The organism is Aestuariimicrobium ganziense (assembly GCF_015352975.1).
GTDB lineage: Bacteria > Actinomycetota > Actinomycetes > Propionibacteriales > Propionibacteriaceae > Aestuariimicrobium > Aestuariimicrobium ganziense.
In genome coordinates this window covers 98,028-115,042 of the sequence record NZ_JACYIZ010000006.1, presented here as the reverse complement: position 1 = coordinate 115,042, position 17,015 = coordinate 98,028, and the positions used below count along the sequence as shown (strand labels likewise).

Below are 17,015 nucleotides of genomic sequence, written 5' to 3'. Positions count from 1 at the left end.
TCACTCGCTTCGTGGTCGACCACTACGACGATCTGCGTCGCACCGCCTACTTCGTCTGCCGAGACTGGAAGCAGGCCGAGGACGCCGTGCAGAACCCTGTGCGGTGCGCGGCACCGGAACCCGGACGGTGTCCTGGTCGACCATCTCGACGGTGAGGTCGAGCGCGAGGGGTCGCACTGTCACCTCGTCAGCCGAGCCGATGGTCTGGCCGGTGGTCAGGCTGACCTCGACCCAGACGTCCTCGTCCTGCAGGAAGGACGACCAACACATCGTCATCCTGGCCTCCGAGGCGAACTCGGCACCGTCCTCGTCCGCGTATCCCTGCTTGTCACGCCCACTGCGGGGGATGCTCATGTGGACGAAGGAGTCGAACAACTGCTCCGGTGCCGCAGCCGAGGCCACCCGGACCTCGTAGAAGGACGAGCGACGCACCGCCTCGTCCGCGACCGGTCCCTCGGCGTTCTGCTCGTGGTCGTCGAACCACCAGGTCTTGAGGGTGGTGCTGTCGGCCGTGCGGGCCCTGGACGAATCGGAGCCCTCCCACGGCTTGACCAGGGCCAACGCCACCAGCGCCAGCACGGTGACCATCAGGACGAGGGCGAGGATGCGACGGTTCACCTGGACATCGGCGGAGCCTTCCGGGTGGCGGCAGTGACCTCTACTGTGGGCCAGTGTCGGCCCTCGGCGCAGCGATCGGGTCAGGCTCGACCCCAGCGGGTGGGGGAGTGCGTCGGTGGAATCGGCGGGAACCTCAACCGCTGAGCGCGTCACGCATCGGGACGAACTTGGCCACCGTCTCGGCCAACTCGTCCTCGGGCACCGAGTCGGCCACGATCCCGCAGCCGGCGAACAGCTGGATCTCGTTGGGTCGCGCCGGGTGGATCTGCCCACCGCGCAGGGCGATCGACCACTCACCGTCGCCGTGGGCGTCGATCCAGCCCACCGGGCCGGCGTAGCGTCCGCGGTCGAGGTTCTCGAGCTCGTTGATCAGGTCGCGGGCAATGTGGGTGGGGGTGCCGCACACTGCCGCCGAGGGGTGCAGGGCCGCTGCCAACGCCAGCGAGCTGGCTTCGGGTTGGGCGACGCCGGTGATGTCGGTGGCCAGGTGCAGCACGTTCGGCAACTCGAGCACGTAGGGGGCCTCGGGCACGTTCATCCCTGAGCAGAACGGCGCGAGCGCATCGGCCACCGAGGCCACCGCGAACTCGTGCTCGGCCAGGTCCTTCGACGAGGCGTTGAGGGCAGCAGCCAGCCGGGCGGCGTCGGCGTCGGGGGTGCCGCGTCGGATCGTGCCGGCCAACACCCGTGAGGTGGCCAGTCCGCCCTGTCGGCGTACCAGCATCTCGGGCGTGGCGCCCACCATGCCGTTGACCAGGTAGGTCCAGGTGGTTGGGTACGTGGCGGTCAGCCGGTGGACGAGCCAGCGCGCCTCGATCGGCTCGGCGGCCGAGGCCACCAGGTCGCGGGCCAGCACCACCTTGTCGGCCTTGCCCGCGCGGATCATGGCGACCACCTCGGCCACCAGTGACTCCCACAGCACCGGTGACATCGACCCGTCCGACCACGACAGCTCACCCGGGCCGGTCGGTGCCGGCTGCGGGGTGGGCAGGCCGTCGGGCACGGTTCCCCACCCCATCCGGGTGCACCACGAGACGCCATCGCGTCGTCCCACGATCACCTCTGGCACCACCAGCACCGACGGCTCGGCCGAGTGGTCGGGGTCGAAGGCGAACGAACCGAAGGCCACCGGACCGGCACCGAAGACGTCGTAGAGCTCGGTCTCGTGCTCGATGGTGGCGGCCAACTCGGTCCACTGGATGTCGGCCGCGTCGAGCGAGTCAGTGGTGAACCGGGTGATCTCACCGATGCCCACGACACCGTCGCCGCGGCGCAGGAAAGCCATCGCCTCGCCCGTTCCCAGGTAGGCCTCGAGCGGTCCCGGATCGGGAATCGCCACGGTTCGCGCACACAGGCGCGACGAGCCGGGGTTCACGATCACCCCCGCATGCTACAAGGTGCACATCGCGGTGGTGACCGCGCTCGGTGGGGCGGACCACCGTCAGGGGTGGGGGCCCGAGTCACACAGCCGACCCCGGCTGGGAGGGTGCAGTGGTGCCCTGACAGGATGGGTGGACCACAAGGCCAGTCGATCCCCCCGGCCGCCCGACCCCCGAGGAGCAGCGATGTCATCCCTGGAGAGCAATGTCCACGTCTACCTGGGGGCGGCGCGGATGTTGGAGAACCTGCTGCACGACGTCGACGCCGACATGCTCGACAAGCCCGGACTCGGTCAGTGGAGCGTTCGCGACCTGATCGGCCACGCCAGCCGGGCGCTGCTCACCGTCGAGCACTACCTGAACCAGGCCGAACCGGATGAGGCCGACCAACTCACCCCCGGTGGCTACTACTACGTCGGACGAACCAGGGTCGACTCCGAGTTGATCGCCCAGCGCGGCGTCGATGCCGGTCGTGACCTCGGCGACGACCCGGTCGCCTTCGTCGCGGACGTGGTCGGACGAGTCGAGGCCAAGCTCTACGAGGTGCTCGACCACGAGCCCCGCCACGACCCGCTGGTGCCGACCATTGCCGGTGGCATGCGGCTGAGCGCGTACCTGCCCACGCGCACCCTCGAACTCGTGGTCCACAGCCTCGACCTGGCTCGCGCCCTCGACCTGCACCCCGAGGTGCCGGCCGACGCGATGCGCCAGACCCTGGGCGTGCTCGCCGACCTGGCCGTGCTCGACGGCAGCGCAGGCGACCTGGTGCTCGCGGTCACCGGCCGCCAGCCGATGCCCGACAACTACGTGTTGCTGCGCTGATTGGTGCGGGCAAGCACTCCCTGCACCCCCAGCAGTGGAGCACGAGCCCGCCCGTCGGGGGAGCGCCCTCACCCCAAGGGCTGTCGGGCCCTGCGCCCGCCAATTAACCAACCTCAGCGTTGCCTATTTGGGCGACAACGTGCCTAGTCGCCGGGGAATCACCGGCGACGAGACCCCATTAGCAACCACCGGCGACAAGCCCTAGACTCAAGTCGACCGGGCCCAGTCCAGCGCAGAAGAACCCAGCGCAGGAAGACACAGCCCAGCCCCCCCGCAGGAGAGAACCGATGACACACAGCGAGGCCGCAGCCGCGGCTGGTTCTGGGGCAGTCTCGGACCCCGCGGCAGGGCGCTCCGCCGACGTGGTCGTGGTCGGGGCCGGACCCGCTGGATCGACCACCGCAGCCCACTTGGCCCGCAATGGACTCGACGTCGTCCTGCTCGAGAAGGCCACCTTCCCGCGCGACAAGATCTGCGGCGACGGCCTCACCCCGCGCGCGGTCAAGCAGTTGGTCAACCTGGGCATCGACACCTCGCCCGAGAACGGCTGGCACCGCAACAAGGGTCTTCGTGTCTACGGCGGACGAGTCGAGCCCTTCGAGATGCCGTGGCCCGAACTCAAGGACTTCCCCAACTACGGCCTCGTCCGCAAGCGCGAGGACCTCGACCACCTGCTCGCCGAGCACGCGGTGGCCTGCGGCGCCGACCTGCACACCGGCACCGCTGCCAAGGCGCCGATCATCGACGACGCCTCCGGTCGGATCATCGGCGTCACCACCAAGGACGGCACGCAGTACCGCGCCCCGGTCGTGGTCGCTGCCGACGGAGTCTCGTCCCGGCTGTCGGTCGCGATGGGCATCACCAAGCGTGAGGACCGCCCCATGGGCGTGGCCGTGCGCGCCTACTACGAGTGCGAGCGCGGCGACGGCGACTGGATGGAGTCCTGGCTGGAACTGTGGGACGGCGAACCGGGCTCCTCGACCCTGCTTCCGGGCTACGGCTGGGCCTTCCCGACCGGCACCGGGGTGAGCAATGTCGGCCTGGGCATGCTGAACACCTCACCGGCGTTCTCGCGCACCGACTACAAGGACCTGATGACCCGCTGGCTGGCGGCCACCCCGCCCGAGTGGGGATTCACGCCCGAGAACCAGCGTGGCGAGATCCGCGGGGCCGCCCTGCCGATGGGCTTCAACCGTCAGCCTGCCTACAGTCGCGGACTGCTGCTGGTGGGCGATGCCGGCGGCATGGTCAACCCGTTCAACGGTGAAGGCATCGACTACGCCATGGAGGCCGCGGTGTTGGCCGCCGAGGCGATCAGCGAGGCCCGCAGCCGCGGATTCGGCAGCCACAACGCTGAACTTGCCCTGCAGGGCTACGTCACCAACCTCAAGGCCGACATGGGCGGCTACTTCAGGCTGGGCGGCATCTTCGCCAAGCTGATCGGCCATCCCGAGATCATGCGCATCTGCGTGCACCACGGGCTGCCGCGCAAGGGCCTGATGAAGCTCGTCCACAAGTTGCTGGCCAACCTCACCGACGCCCACGAGGGTGACCTCGCCGACAGAACCATCAACCTCTTGACCAGGGTGGCGCCCTCGGCATGACCAACACCTTGAGACCCGCGCGCCGCAGTGACCTGAAAAATCTGGCAGGAAGCGACAGGATGAGACAGCGGAGCCCACGACACCAGGGCCACGACACCACGGGAGGCCACCGATGAATCCCTACATCCCGATCCTGGGGATCGCTGCGCTCGCCGCGGTCTTCATCGTGGTTTCGGTGCTGCTGTCGATCAACCTCGGTCCGATGCGCTGGAACCGCGCCAAGTACGACTCCTACGAGTGCGGCATCCAGCCCACGCCCCAGCCGGTCGGTGGTGGCCGGTTCCCGGTGAAGTACTACATCACCGCGATGCTGTTCATCGTCTTCGACATCGAGATCGTGTTCCTCTACCCGTGGGCCGTCTCGTTCAACAGGCTGCCGGTGTTCGCCATCCTGGCGATGCTGCTGTTCATCCTGATCGTGTTCATCCCCTACTTCTACGTGCTGCGTCGCGGCGGCCTGGACTGGGACTGAGGAAGGAGACCCCACATGGGAATCGAGGAGAAACTCCCCAGCGGCATCCTGCTGACCAGCCTTGAGTGGGCCGTGGGATGGCTGCGCCAGGCGTCGTTCTGGCCCGCCACCATGGGTCTGGCCTGCTGCGCCATCGAGATGATGGCCTACGGCACCCCGCGTTACGACGCCGGACGATGGGGCCAGGAGGTCTTCCGCGCCTCGCCCCGCCAGGCCGACCTGATGATCGTCTCGGGCCGGGTCAGCCAGAAGATGGCCCCGGTCATCCGCCAGGTCTACGACCAGATGCCCAACCCCAAGTGGGTGATCTCGATGGGCGCCTGCGCCAGCACCGGCGGCATGTTCAACAACTACGCGATCGTCCAGGGCTGTGACCACTTCCTGCCCGTCGACATCTACCTGCCCGGCTGCCCGCCGCGTCCCGACATGCTGATCGACGCGATGCTCAAGCTGCGCAAGCAGGTGCACCAGACCCCGATCGGCCCCAACATGGTCGCCGCCATCGAACAGAAGGAGCAGGCCGCCCTCGAGGCGCCCTCGACGATCGAGATGAAGGGGCTCATGCGATGAGCGAGACCACCCCTGACGCCCCCGGCCCTGAGGCCACGGGCACCGAGGTCGAGGTTCCCCTCGACCCGGCCGCGCAGGCCCAGCAGTTGGGCACCCGCAGCGGCATGTGGGGACGAGCCGGCACCGGCGACACCTCCGGCTACGGCGGCATCACCCGCGCCCTCGAGATGCCCGGGCTCGCCCAGCGTCCGCTCGGCGGCTGGTTCGACGCGATCGTCGACCGGCTCGACGCCCTGGTTCCCGGCTGGGGCACCGGCCGCATCCTGGTCTACCGCGACGAGTTGACCCTGTTCGTGCGTCGTGAGGCGCTGCTCGAGGTCGCTCGCGCGCTGCGCGACGACGCCCAGCTGCGCTTCGAGATGTGCCCGTCGGTCTCGGGCGTGCACTACCCGGGCTCGATCGGTGAGGAACTGCACGCGGTCTACCACCTGCTCTCGGTCACCCACAACCGCCGGATCCGGCTCGAGGTCACCTGCACCGACGCAGACCCGCACATCCCCAGCATCGTCTCGGTCTACCCGCACGCCGACTGGCACGAGCGCGAGACCTGGGACATGTTCGGCATCCAGTTCGACGGCCACCCGTCGCTGACCCGGATCCTGATGCCGGACGACTGGAACGGCCACCCCCAGCGCAAGGACTACCCACTCGGCGGCGTCCCGGTGGAGTACAAGGGTGCGGTCGTCCCGCCCCCGGACGAGCGGAGGAAGTACTGAGATGACCGCCTCTGAGCAGATCAACGACACCCCCAACCCGGGCGTCAACGACCCCTACGGTGCCGACCCGTCCGGCGCCGCTGATGCGGTCTACCTCAGCCAGGGTGGCGACTGGGACGAGATCGCCCACGCCCAGGCCGAGCGCGGCGACGAGGTCATCGTCGTCAACATGGGTCCCCAGCACCCCTCGACCCACGGCGTGCTGCGCCTGATCCTCGAGATGGACGGCGAGACCGTGGTGAGCATCCGCCCGGGCATCGGGTTCCTGCACACCGGCATCGAGAAGAACATGGAGCACCGCACCTGGACCCAGGGCGTGACCTTCTGCACCCGTATGGACTACGTGGCCCCGCTGTTCAACGAGGTCGCCTACTGCCTGGGCGTCGAGAAGTTGCTCGACATCACCGACCGGGTGCCCGAGCGCGCCAGCGTGCTGCGCGTGCTGGTCATGGAGCTCAACCGCATCGCCAGCCACCTGGTCGCCATCGGCACCGGCGGCATGGAGATCGGTGCCCTCACGGTGATGACCATCGCCTTCCGCGAGCGCGAGATGATCCTCGACTTCCTCGAGGCGCTGTCGGGCCTGCGGATGAACCACGCCTACGTGCGCCCCGGCGGCGTCGCCGTCGACCTGCACGAGGGTGGCCTCGACCAGCTGCGCGAGCTGATCAAGTGGCTCGAGAAGCACCTGCCGGAGTACGCCACGCTGTGCAACGAGAACCCGATCTTCAAGGGCCGCATGGAGGGCATCTCCTACGTCGACCTGCCCACCGCCACCGCCCTGGCGATGACCGGCCCGCCGCTGCGCGCCACCGGCCTGCCCCACGACCTGCGCAAGTCCCAGCCCTACTGCGGCTACGAGACCTACGACTTCGAGGTGCAGACCTGGAACACCTGCGACGCCTACGGCCGTTTCCGGATCAGGCTCAACGAGACCTGGGAGTCGCTCAAGATCGTGCGCCAGTGCCTCGAGCGCCTCGAGAAGACCACCGGCCAGCCGGTGATGGTCGAGGACGCCAAGATCGCGCTGCCCGCCCAGCTCACCGTCGGCCCCGACGGCCAGGGCAACAGCAATGAGCACATCAAGCACATCATGGGCGAGTCGATGGAGGCCCTGATCCACCACTTCAAGCTGGTGACCGAAGGCTTCCGTGTGCCCGTGGGGCAGGTCTACGCCGCTGTCGAGTCGCCCAAGGGTGAACTCGGTGTGCACCTGGTCAGCGATGGGGGCACCAAGCCCTACCGTGCGCACTTCCGCGACCCGGGATTCCACCACTTGCAGGCGGTGCCGGTGATGTGCGAGGGCGCAATGATGTCCGACGTCGTGGTGGCCGTGGCCTCCCTCGACCCTGTGCTGGGAGGTGTTGACCGGTGAGCGGTCATGAGTTCCAGAGCCACTTCGAGAACTCCGGCTCGATCGACATGGACGACACGTCGACCAACATCGACGAGACCACCATGGACGAGCTGCGGCAGCTCGCTGCTCGCTACCCGCAGAAGCGCTCGGCGCTGCTGCCGATGCTCCACCTGGTGCAGTCGGTCGACGGCCGGGTCAGCCCGGCCGGCATCCAGGCCTGCGCCGACGTGCTCGAGATCAGCACCGCCCAGGTCTCGGGCGTGGCGACCTTCTACACGATGTACAAGCGTCGCCCGGCCGGCAAGCACCACGTCGGCGTCTGCACCACCGCCCTGTGCGCGGTGATGGGCGGCGACATCCTGCTCGACCGGGTGCAGGCCAAGCTCGGGATCGGTGAGAACGAGACCACGCCTGACGGCAAGATCTCGCTCGAGCGTCTCGAGTGCAATGCGGCCTGCGACTTCGCCCCGGTCATGATGGTCAACTGGGAGTTCATGGACCACATGACCCCGGCCAAGGCCGATGAGCTGCTCGACAAGCTGCTCAACGACGAAGAGGTGCACTCCACCCGCGGCGCCCGGATCACTTCGTGGCGCGAGGCCGAGCGCGTGCTGGCAGGCTTCCCCGACGGCCTGGCCGACGAGGGTCCCACCGCCGGCGATTCGTCGCTGGTCGGCCTTCGGATCGCCCAGCAGCGTGGTTGGAAGGCGCCCACCGCCGAGCAGGCTCCCGTCGAGCAGGCCGGTTCTGAGCAGGCCAGTTCTGGGGAGGAGACGAAGTGACCGACACGCTGACCCCCGTCCTCACCGCCAACTGGGGTGACGACAAGGCCTGGAAGCTCTCCAACTACGAGCGCCGTGGCGGCTACAAGGCACTGCGCAAGGCCCTCGAGATGCAGCCCGCCGACCTGGTCACCTGGGTCAAGGACGCCAACCTGCGCGGTCGCGGTGGTGCTGGCTTCCCGACCGGCATGAAGTGGAGCTTCCTGCCCAAGGACAACCCGAACCCGGTCTACCTGGTGGTCAACGCCGACGAGTCCGAGCCGGGCACCTGCAAGGACATCCCGCTGATGATGGCCTCACCGCACACCCTGGTCGAGGGCGTCATCATCTCGGCGTTCGCCTGCAACTCCCACCACGCGTTCATCTACTGCCGCGGTGAGGTGCTGCACGTCATCCGACGCCTGCAGCAGGCCGTGCGCGAGGCCTATTCGGCTGGCTACGCCGGCAAGAACATCCTCGGTACCGGCTACGACCTCGAGATCACCGTCCACGCCGGTGCGGGCGCCTACATCTGTGGCGAGGAGACCGCGCTGCTGGACTCGCTCGAGGGACGACGCGGCCAGCCGCGTCTTCGTCCGCCGTTCCCGGCCGTCGCGGGCCTGTACGCCAGCCCGACCGTGATCAACAACGTCGAGTCGATCGCCTCGGTGCCCGGCATCATCGCCAACGGCAAGGACTGGTTCGCCGGCATGGGCACCGAGAAGAGCAAGGGCCACGGCATCTTCTCGCTCTCGGGCCACGTCAAGACCCCCGGACAGTTCGAGGCCCCGCTGGGCATCACCCTGCGTGAGCTGATCGACCTCGGTGGCGGCATGCGTGAGGGGCACGAACTGAAGTTCTTCACCCCCGGCGGCTCGTCCACCCCGATCCTGACCGCAGAGCACCTCGACGTGCCGCTCGACTTCGAGGGCATGGCCGAGGCCGGGTCGATGCTCGGTACCCGCGCGCTGCAGATCTTCGACGAGACCACCTCGGTGGTGCGCACCACGCTGCGTTGGGTCGAGTTCTACAAGCACGAGTCCTGCGGCAAGTGCACCCCGTGCCGTGAGGGCACCTGGTGGCTGGTGCAGACCCTGCGCAACTTCGAGGCCGGCAAGGCGTCGCCGGGCGACATCGAGAAGCTGCTCGACGTCTCCGACAACATCGGCGGCAAGTCGTTCTGCGCACTCGCCGACGGTGCCGTGGCCGCGGTCACCAGCGCCGTGAAGTTCTTCCGGGACGAGTTCGAGGCCGGCTGCACCACGCCCGCCTGGGAACTGTTCCCCTACGAGAAGTCAGCCTTGTTCGCCGACTCTGAGCTTGGAGCACACGCATGAGCGTCAACAGCGTGACCGACAAGAACGCCGAGGTCGCCCCCCGCGAGGAGCTGGTCACCCTCACCATCGACGGCATCGAGGTCAGCGTGCCCAAGGGCACCTTGGTCATCCGGGCCGCCGAGCGCGTCGGTGTCGACATCCCGCGGTTCTGCGACCACCCGCTGCTCGACCCGGTCGGCGCCTGCCGCCAGTGCATGGTCGAGGTGCCCGACATGGGCAACGGACGAGGCATGCCCAAGCCGCAGGCCTCGTGCACCCTCGAGGCGATGCCGGGCATGAAGATCAGCACCCAGGTCAGTTCCCCGGTGGCCACCAAGGCCCAGGAGGGGATGCTGGAGTTCCTGCTGATCAACCACCCGCTCGACTGCCCGATCTGCGACAAGGGCGGCGAGTGCCCGCTGCAGAACCAGGCGCTCAGCCACGGCCACGGCGAGTCCCGCTACGAGGGCGCCAAGCGCACCTTCCCCAAGCCGGTCAACGTCTCGGCCCAGGTGTTGCTCGACCGCGAGCGCTGCGTACTCTGCGCCCGCTGCACCCGCTTCTCGGAGCAGATCTCCGGTGACCCGTTCATCGCCCTGGTCGAGCGTGGCGCACTGCAGCAGGTCGGCATCTACGCCGACGACCCCTACGACTCCTACTTCTCGGGCAATGTCATCCAGATCTGCCCGGTCGGAGCCCTGACCAGCGCCTCGTACCGCTTCCAGGCCCGTCCGTTCGACCTGGTCAGCACCCCGGTCACCTGCGAGCACTGCGCCGCGGGTTGCCAGCTGCGCAGCGACCACCGCCACTACCAGGTCAAGCGCCGCCTCGCCGGTGACGCCCCCGAGGTCAACGAGGAGTGGAACTGCGACAAGGGCCGTTTCGCCTTCGTCTCGGGTCGTCTGGACGACCGGGTGACCACGCCGCTGGTGCGCCGTGACGGACAGCTCGTCCCGGCCAGCTGGCACGAGGCCATCGACACCGCCGTCGCCGGGCTCAAGGCCGCCGGTGACAAGGTCGGCGTGCTGCCCGGTGGCCGGCTGACCGTCGAGACCGCCTACGGCTACTCCCGCTTCGCGCGGGCCGTGCTCGGCACCAACAACATCGACCACCGCTCTCGTCCCTCGTCGGACGAGGAGGCCGCCTTCCTGGCCCACGCGGTCGCCGGCCGCACCCTCGAGGAGTCGGTCACCTACCGCGACCTCGAGAAGGCCAAGAAGGTTGTCCTGGTCTGCTTCGAGCCCGAGGACGAGTCGCCGATCGTGTTCCTGCGGCTGCGCAAGGCCTACCGCAAGAACAAGCTCGAGGTCGTCACCATCGCCCCCTACAGCTCGCGTGGGTCGATCAAGCTCGGCGCCACCCTGGTGGGGTGCGTGCCCGGACGTGAGGCCGAGTGCCTCGACGGACTCACCGACCAGATCGACGGCGAGTCGATCATTCTGGTCGGTGAGCGTGCCGCCCAGTCGCCGGGAACCCTGCAGACCGTCGCCCGGCTGGCCTCGGCCACGGGCGCGAAGCTCGCGTGGATCCCGCGTCGTGCCGGCGAGATCGGTGCCATCGAGGCCGGCTGCCTGCCCGGGCTGCTGCCCGGCGGTCGTCCGGTCGCCGACGCCACCGCCCGCGTCGACGTCGCTGCCGCGTGGGGAACCGACTCGCTGCCCGCCACCGAGGGGCTGGACGCCGAGGCGATGCTCGCCGAGGCCGCAGCCGGACAGATGGCGCTGGTCACCGCCGGCATCGAGCCCCGGGACTTCGCCGACCCGCAGGCCGTGCGCGAGGCGCTCGACCAGGCCAGCTTCCTGGTCAGCCTCGAGAGCAGGCTCAGCGAGGTCGCCCAGCGGGCCGACGTCGTCTTCCCGGTCGCGCTGCTCGAGGAGCACGCCGGCAGCTTCCTCAACTGGGAGCACCGTCGTGGCACGGTCAACACCGTGATCCGCCAGGGCAACGCCCCGATGACCGACCTGCGTGTTCTGGGAGCCCTGTCCGACGCCATGGGCGCCGAGCTCGGCTTCCGCGGCAGCAAGGCCGCCGGCGCCTCGCTCGACGAGCTCGGGGCCTGGGACGGGGAGCGGGCCACCGCCCGCAGCGACGCCCAGCGTGCTGCCTCGTCCGAGGGTGCCGTGCTGGCCACTTGGCGCCAGTTGCTCGACGACTCCGCCGGCAACGACGGCGAGGTCGCGCTGATGGCCACCGCCCAGCCCGCCGTGCTGCGGGTCAGCCCGGCCACCGCCCAGCGCTACGGACTGGCCGAGGGCCAGCAGGCCACGGTCAGCGGTGTCGCCGGCTCGATGGAGCTGCCGGTCGCCGTCGTCGACGACATGGTCGACGAGGTGGTCTGGGTGCCGACCAACACCGGTCGCCCGGTCCGTGAGGCCCTCGGTGTCGGTGCGGGTGGCTCGGTCACCGTGGCCGCCGCCGGCGCTGATGCATCCGTTCCCGATTCGCCGTCGACTGATGGAGGTGCGGCATGAATCCACTCGAGAACCCGATCTTCGGGCCCGACCCGTGGTGGATCGTCCTGATCAAGGTGGTGGGGCTGTTCGTCGTCCTGCTGCTGTGGACCATCTTCAACGTCTGGTACGAGCGGCGCGTCGTCGGCAAGATGCAGCACCGCCTCGGCCCGATCATGAACGGCCCGTTCGGACTGTTCCAGGCCCTGGCCGACGGCGCGAAGCTGATCGTCAAGGAGGACTTCCGCCCGGCCAAGACCGACAAGTGGGTCTTCAACCTGGCGCCGTTCCTCACCGGCGTCGCCGCCTTCACCGCGTGGGCGGTGATCCCGTTCGGCGGTGAGGTGACCATGTTCGGTCACAGGACCCGTCTGCAGCTCACCGACCTGCCCGTGGCCACCCTGTTCGTGCTGGCGATCGCCTCCATCGGCATCTACGGCATCGTGCTGGCCGGCTGGGCGTCCAACTCGGTCTACTCGCTGCTCGGTGGCATTCGCTCGACAGCGCAGATGATCTCCTACGAGATCACCATGGGCCTGGCCCTGGTGGCGGTGTTCATGTACAGCTCGACCATGTCGACCTCCGGCATCGTCGAGAGCCAGGCCAACGCCTGGTCGATCGGGCCGGTCGAGATCCCGCAGTGGTACGCAGTGCTGCTGTTCCCCTCGTTCGTGATGTACGTGATCTCGATGGTCGGCGAGACCAACCGCGCCCCCTTCGACCTGCCCGAGTGTGAGTCCGAACTGGTGTCGGGCTACCTCACCGAGTACTCCGGCTTCCGCTACGCCCTGTACTTCCTGTCCGAGTACATCAACATGGTGACCGTCTCGGCGGTGGCGACCACGCTGTTCCTAGGCGGCTACCGGGCCCCGTTCCCGTTCAACAACATCGAGTTCCTCGACTCCGGCTGGTTCGGCCCGATCTGGTTCATGCTCAAGGTGCAGTTGCTGTTCACCGGTTTCGTCTGGTTGCGCGGCACCCTGCCCCGCATGCGCTACGACCAGTTCATGCACCTGGGCTGGAAGTGGCTGATCGAGATCTCGCTGGTCTGGATCCTGCTCGTGGCCCTGCTCAAGGTGAACCAGCGCGAGGGCTGGGTCTCGCAGGGTGTCGTGCTCGGCATCGGCGCCGTGATCATCCTGGCCGCTGCCGCCTACCTGTTCTTCGGCGGCAGACCGGACGACCGCACGCCCGGCAAGCTCGAGGTGCCCGACGGCGACTTCGACGCCTTCGCCGGGGGCTACCCGGTGCCGCCGCTGCCCGGGCAGACGCTGCCCGAGATGGCCGGCGTCGTCCACTCGACCGCTCAACCGCTGGACGAGGAGTCGTCCGTCACGAAGGGGGATGAGTCCTGATGGGGCTGTTCGACGGCTGGGCGGGCTTCGGTCTCACGTTCGAGACGATGTTCCGCAAGACCTTCACCCAGGACTACCCCCACAAGGGTGAGAAGGTCACCGCACCGCGCTTCCACGGCCGCCACCAGCTGAACCGCTGGCCCGACGGCCTGGAGAAGTGCGTGGGCTGTGAGCTGTGTGCCTGGGCGTGCCCGGCGGACGCGATCTACGTCGAGGGTGCTGACAACACCGAGGACGACCGCTACTCGCCCGGTGAGCGCTACGGCCGGGTCTACCAGATCAACTACCTGCGCTGCATCCTGTGCGGGTTGTGCATCGAGGCGTGTCCGACCCGGGCGCTCACCATGACCAACGAGTTCAAGCTCGCCGACAACACCCGGGCGTCACTGATCTACGAGAAGGACCAATTGCTCGCCCCGCTGCTGTCGGGCATGGAGCAGCCGCCGCACCCGCGGCGACTGGGTGCCGACGAGCAGGCCTACTTCCTGGGCCTGCCCTCCACCGGCAAGCCCGACCTCCGCACCCCGCAGTCCAAGGGAGCCGCCCAATGACCCCGCTGATCCCCATGGCCACCGCCTCGGTGGTCGCCTTCTGGGTGCTGGCGCCGCTGGCGGTGCTGCTGGCCCTCGGCATGGTGCTGGCCCGCAAGCCCGTGCACTCGGCACTGTCACTGGCCGGCATGATGATCTGCCTGGCGATCCTCTACGCCACCTTGCAGGCACCCCTGCTGTTCGTGGTGCAGATCATCGTCTACACCGGCGCGATCATGATGCTGTTCCTGTTCGTGGTCATGCTGGTCGGCGTCGGCAGTTCCGACTCGACCATCGAGACCATCAAGGGCCACCGGGTCGCCGCGGTGATCGCGGTGTTGGGCTTGCTGGGTCTGCTGGCGTTCACCGTCGGCGGCACGATCCAGCGCGCCCCGGTGGGTCTGGACGGGGCCACCGCCCCGTTCGGTGGCAACGTGCAGGCGTTGGCCGACCTGTTCTTCGGTCGCTACGTGTTCCTGTTCCTGGCGACCTCGGGCCTGCTGATCATCGGCGCCGTCGGTGCCATGGTGCTGGCCCACGGCGAGCGGATCGTCCCCAAGCTCGGCCAGCGTGAGACCGCCGCCCGCAGGCTGCAGGCCTACGCCAACGACGGATCGCACCTGGGCCCGCTGCCCGCCTCCGGCGTGTTCGCCCGGCACAACGCGATCCAGACCCCGGCGCTGCTGCCCGACGGTTCGGTCTCGGAACTGTCGGTGTCGAAGACCCTGGCCGAGCGCGGTGCCTTCGTCGACGCCGACGAACTGCGTGCTCCGACCCGGGAAGCCTTCCGGGCGATCAGCGAGGCCCGTGGCCACGATGCAGGAGAACTGGAATGAACCCCAACTACTACCTCGTGCTGTCGGTGATCCTGTTCACCATCGGTGTGCTCGGCTTCCTGCTGCGCCGCAACGCGATCGTGGCGTTCATGAGCATCGAGTTGATGCTGAACGCCACCAACCTGGCCATGGTCAACTTCTCCCACGTGCACGGCAACCTCGACGGGCAGGTGGGCACCCTGATGGTGATGGTGGTGGCTGCCGCAGAAGTCGTGGTGGGGTTGGCGATCATCGTCACCATCTTCCGAACCAGACGCTCGGCCTCGGTCGACGACGCGAACCTGCTGAAGTACTGAGGGGGATTCGGTGTATCTTCTCGAAACCGTCGTGAACCCGGTCGCGGCCACTGGACTGTTCCAGTGGGCGTGGCTGATGATCGCGATCCCCCTGGTGGTGTCGGGCCTGCTCATGGTGAGCGGCAAGATCGCCGACGCCTGGGGCCACCTGCTGGCCACCCTCGCGGTGATCGCCTCGTTCGTGATCGGCCTGGTGCTGTTCCTCGACCTGCTCGGACGCACCGAGGCCGACCGGGCGGTGCGCGTGTCGATGTGGGAGCTGTTCAGCACCCCGACGTTCACCTTCCGCACCGACCTGCTGGTCGACCAACTGTCGATCCTGTTCGTGCTGCTGATCACCGGCGTGGGTGCGCTCATCCACGTTTACTCGATCGGCTACATGGCCCATGACGAGCGCCGTCGCCGGTTCTTCGCCTACCTGAACCTGTTCATCGCGGCGATGCTCACCTTGGTGCTGGCCGACAACTACCTGCTGCTGTTCTTCGGCTGGGAGGGTGTGGGCCTGGCGTCCTACCTGCTGATCGGCTTCTGGCAGCACCGCAAGTCGGCCGCCGTCGCCGCCAAGAAGGCCTTCGTGGTCAACCGTGTCGGTGACATGGGCATGGCCATGGCGATGTTCATCATGCTCACCCAGTTGGGCACCGTGAACTTCGCCGAGGTCAACGAGCGCGTCTCTGGCATGAGCTCGGGCATGGTCACCCTGCTCGGCCTGCTGATCCTGGTCGGTGCCTGCGGCAAGTCGGCCCAGGTGCCGCTGCAGTCGTGGCTGCTCGACGCCATGGAGGGCCCGACCCCGGTGTCGGCGCTGATCCACGCGGCGACCATGGTCACCGCCGGCGTCTACCTGGTGGTGCGCAGCCACGCCGTCTACGCCCAGACCCCGACCGCTGCCCTGGTGGTGGCCATCGTCGGTACCGTCACGCTGCTGTTCGGCGCCTGGATCGGTACCAGCAAGGACGACATCAAGAAGGTGCTCGCCGGTTCGACCATGAGCCAGATCGGCTACATGATGTTGGCGGCGGGCCTGGGCCCGATCGGCACCGCGTTCGCGATCTTCCACCTGATCACCCACGGGTTCTTCAAGGCCAACATGTTCCTCGGAGCCGGTTCGGTGATGCACGGCATGGACGACGACGTCGACATGCGCCACTACGGCGCGCTGGCCAAGGCCATGCCGATCACCTTCGCCACCTTCGCCATGGGCTACCTGGCCATCATCGGCTTCCCGGGCACGGCGGGCTTCTTCTCCAAGGACCACATCATCGAGGCCGCCTTCGACAAGGGCCTGTGGTTCGGCCTGCTGGCGCTGCTCGGTGCCGGCGTGACCGCCTACTACATGACCCGGCTGATGATGATGACCTTCTTCAGCAACAAGCGATGGCGTGAGGGTGTGCACCCGCACGAGTCGCCGCTGGTGATGACCATCCCGCTGATGGTACTCGCCGTGATGAGCATCATCGCCGGTGCCCTGATGAACAACTGGATCGGCGGCTGGCTGGCCACCTCGACCGGGTTCCACCCGCACGAGATGAGCCTGTTCAAGGTCACCCCGATCGGCTGGCTCACCATGGCCGTCGTCGCAGTGGGTGTCGTCATCGGCTGGTGGCTGCACAAGTCGGACGTGTCCGACACCGTCCCGGCCACCCGCAACCCGCTGGTGATCGCCGGACGCAACGACCTCTACGGCGACGCCTTCAACGAGGCCGTGTTCATGCGTCCCGGCCAGGGACTGGTCTCGGGTCTGGACTCGTTCGACCGCACCGTCGTCGATGGCGCGGTGATGGGTTCGGCCGGAGTCTTCGGCGGGCTGTCGACCGGGCTGAGGCGCCTGCAGAACGGGTACGCCCGAAGCTACGCGCTGACCATGGTGGCGGGCGTCCTGCTGGTCGCTGTCGTTCTGTACCTCGGCCGGTTGGCCTGAGGGGAGGAGTGA

At 68.1% G+C, this 17,015-nt stretch carries 16 protein-coding genes; 14 read left to right on the top strand and 2 right to left on the bottom strand.

All coding sequences use genetic code 11. From position 1 onward, the window contains the following. Both IE660_RS12430 and IE660_RS12425 read right to left on the bottom strand, forming a co-directional pair. Positions 1-618 (bottom strand): hypothetical protein, encoded by a 618-nt coding sequence (locus tag IE660_RS12430; RefSeq protein WP_203568693.1) that lies wholly within the window; start codon positions 616-618, stop codon positions 1-3. Between the two features lie 133 nt (positions 619-751). Further along, a complete protein-coding gene (locus tag IE660_RS12425; RefSeq protein ID WP_203568692.1) occupies positions 752-1,999 on the bottom strand; it encodes an isochorismate synthase in 1,248 nt (415 codons plus the stop codon). Positions 2,000-2,183: 184 nt separating this feature from the next. On the opposite strand from IE660_RS12425, the gene IE660_RS12420 reads away from it, so the two are divergent. The 14 genes from IE660_RS12420 to nuoL all read left to right on the top strand — a co-directional run bounded on the left by IE660_RS12420 (position 2,184) and on the right by nuoL (position 17,003). Continuing rightward, entirely contained in the window at positions 2,184-2,819 is a 636-nt protein-coding gene (locus IE660_RS12420; RefSeq protein WP_203568691.1) for a maleylpyruvate isomerase N-terminal domain-containing protein, read from the top strand. Between the two features lie 287 nt (positions 2,820-3,106). Beyond that, positions 3,107-4,423 (top strand): geranylgeranyl reductase family protein, encoded by a 1,317-nt coding sequence (locus tag IE660_RS12415; protein ID WP_203568690.1) that lies wholly within the window; start codon positions 3,107-3,109, stop codon positions 4,421-4,423. 112 nt (positions 4,424-4,535) lie between these two features. Next, the gene (locus tag IE660_RS12410; RefSeq protein ID WP_203568689.1) at positions 4,536-4,895 is read left to right on the top strand and encodes an NADH-quinone oxidoreductase subunit A; all 360 of its coding nucleotides are present in this window, start codon (positions 4,536-4,538) and stop codon (positions 4,893-4,895) included. Between the two features lie 15 nt (positions 4,896-4,910). Next, positions 4,911-5,465 (top strand): NuoB/complex I 20 kDa subunit family protein, encoded by a 555-nt coding sequence (locus IE660_RS12405; RefSeq protein ID WP_203568688.1) that lies wholly within the window; start codon positions 4,911-4,913, stop codon positions 5,463-5,465. Next, positions 5,462-6,181 carry an NADH-quinone oxidoreductase subunit C gene (locus tag IE660_RS12400; RefSeq protein WP_203568687.1) on the top strand — a complete coding sequence of 240 codons (720 nt, stop codon included), beginning with the start codon at positions 5,462-5,464 and terminating at the stop codon, positions 6,179-6,181. The genes IE660_RS12405 and IE660_RS12400 overlap by 4 nt, the downstream gene beginning before the upstream one ends. Position 6,182: 1 nt before the next feature. Beyond that, entirely contained in the window at positions 6,183-7,556 is a 1,374-nt protein-coding gene (locus tag IE660_RS12395; RefSeq protein ID WP_203568686.1) for an NADH-quinone oxidoreductase subunit D, read from the top strand. Beyond that, on the top strand, positions 7,553-8,320 hold the full coding sequence (nuoE, locus tag IE660_RS12390; protein ID WP_203568685.1) for an NADH-quinone oxidoreductase subunit NuoE: 768 nt from the start codon (positions 7,553-7,555) through the stop codon (positions 8,318-8,320). Before IE660_RS12395 ends, nuoE begins: the two co-directional genes overlap by 4 nt. After that, a complete protein-coding gene (nuoF, locus tag IE660_RS12385; RefSeq protein WP_203568684.1) occupies positions 8,317-9,636 on the top strand; it encodes an NADH-quinone oxidoreductase subunit NuoF in 1,320 nt (439 codons plus the stop codon). Before nuoE ends, nuoF begins: the two co-directional genes overlap by 4 nt. Continuing rightward, a complete protein-coding gene (locus tag IE660_RS12380) occupies positions 9,633-12,086 on the top strand; it encodes an NADH-quinone oxidoreductase subunit G (RefSeq protein ID WP_203568683.1) in 2,454 nt (817 codons plus the stop codon). The genes nuoF and IE660_RS12380 overlap by 4 nt, the downstream gene beginning before the upstream one ends. Then, complete coding sequence (nuoH, locus tag IE660_RS12375; RefSeq protein WP_203568682.1) at positions 12,083-13,420, top strand: NADH-quinone oxidoreductase subunit NuoH; 1,338 nt, start codon at positions 12,083-12,085, stop codon at positions 13,418-13,420. The genes IE660_RS12380 and nuoH overlap by 4 nt, the downstream gene beginning before the upstream one ends. After that, positions 13,420-13,971, top strand: a complete 552-nt coding sequence (gene nuoI / locus IE660_RS12370; protein ID WP_203568681.1) for an NADH-quinone oxidoreductase subunit NuoI — start codon at positions 13,420-13,422, stop codon at positions 13,969-13,971. The genes nuoH and nuoI overlap by 1 nt, the downstream gene beginning before the upstream one ends. Further along, complete coding sequence (locus IE660_RS12365; RefSeq protein ID WP_203568680.1) at positions 13,968-14,786, top strand: NADH-quinone oxidoreductase subunit J; 819 nt, start codon at positions 13,968-13,970, stop codon at positions 14,784-14,786. Before nuoI ends, IE660_RS12365 begins: the two co-directional genes overlap by 4 nt. Next, complete coding sequence (nuoK, locus tag IE660_RS12360; protein WP_203568679.1) at positions 14,783-15,082, top strand: NADH-quinone oxidoreductase subunit NuoK; 300 nt, start codon at positions 14,783-14,785, stop codon at positions 15,080-15,082. The genes IE660_RS12365 and nuoK overlap by 4 nt, the downstream gene beginning before the upstream one ends. Before the next feature lie 10 nt (positions 15,083-15,092). After that, complete coding sequence (gene nuoL, locus IE660_RS12355; RefSeq protein ID WP_328701950.1) at positions 15,093-17,003, top strand: NADH-quinone oxidoreductase subunit L; 1,911 nt, start codon at positions 15,093-15,095, stop codon at positions 17,001-17,003. The last annotated feature ends 12 nt before the right edge of the window (positions 17,004-17,015 follow it).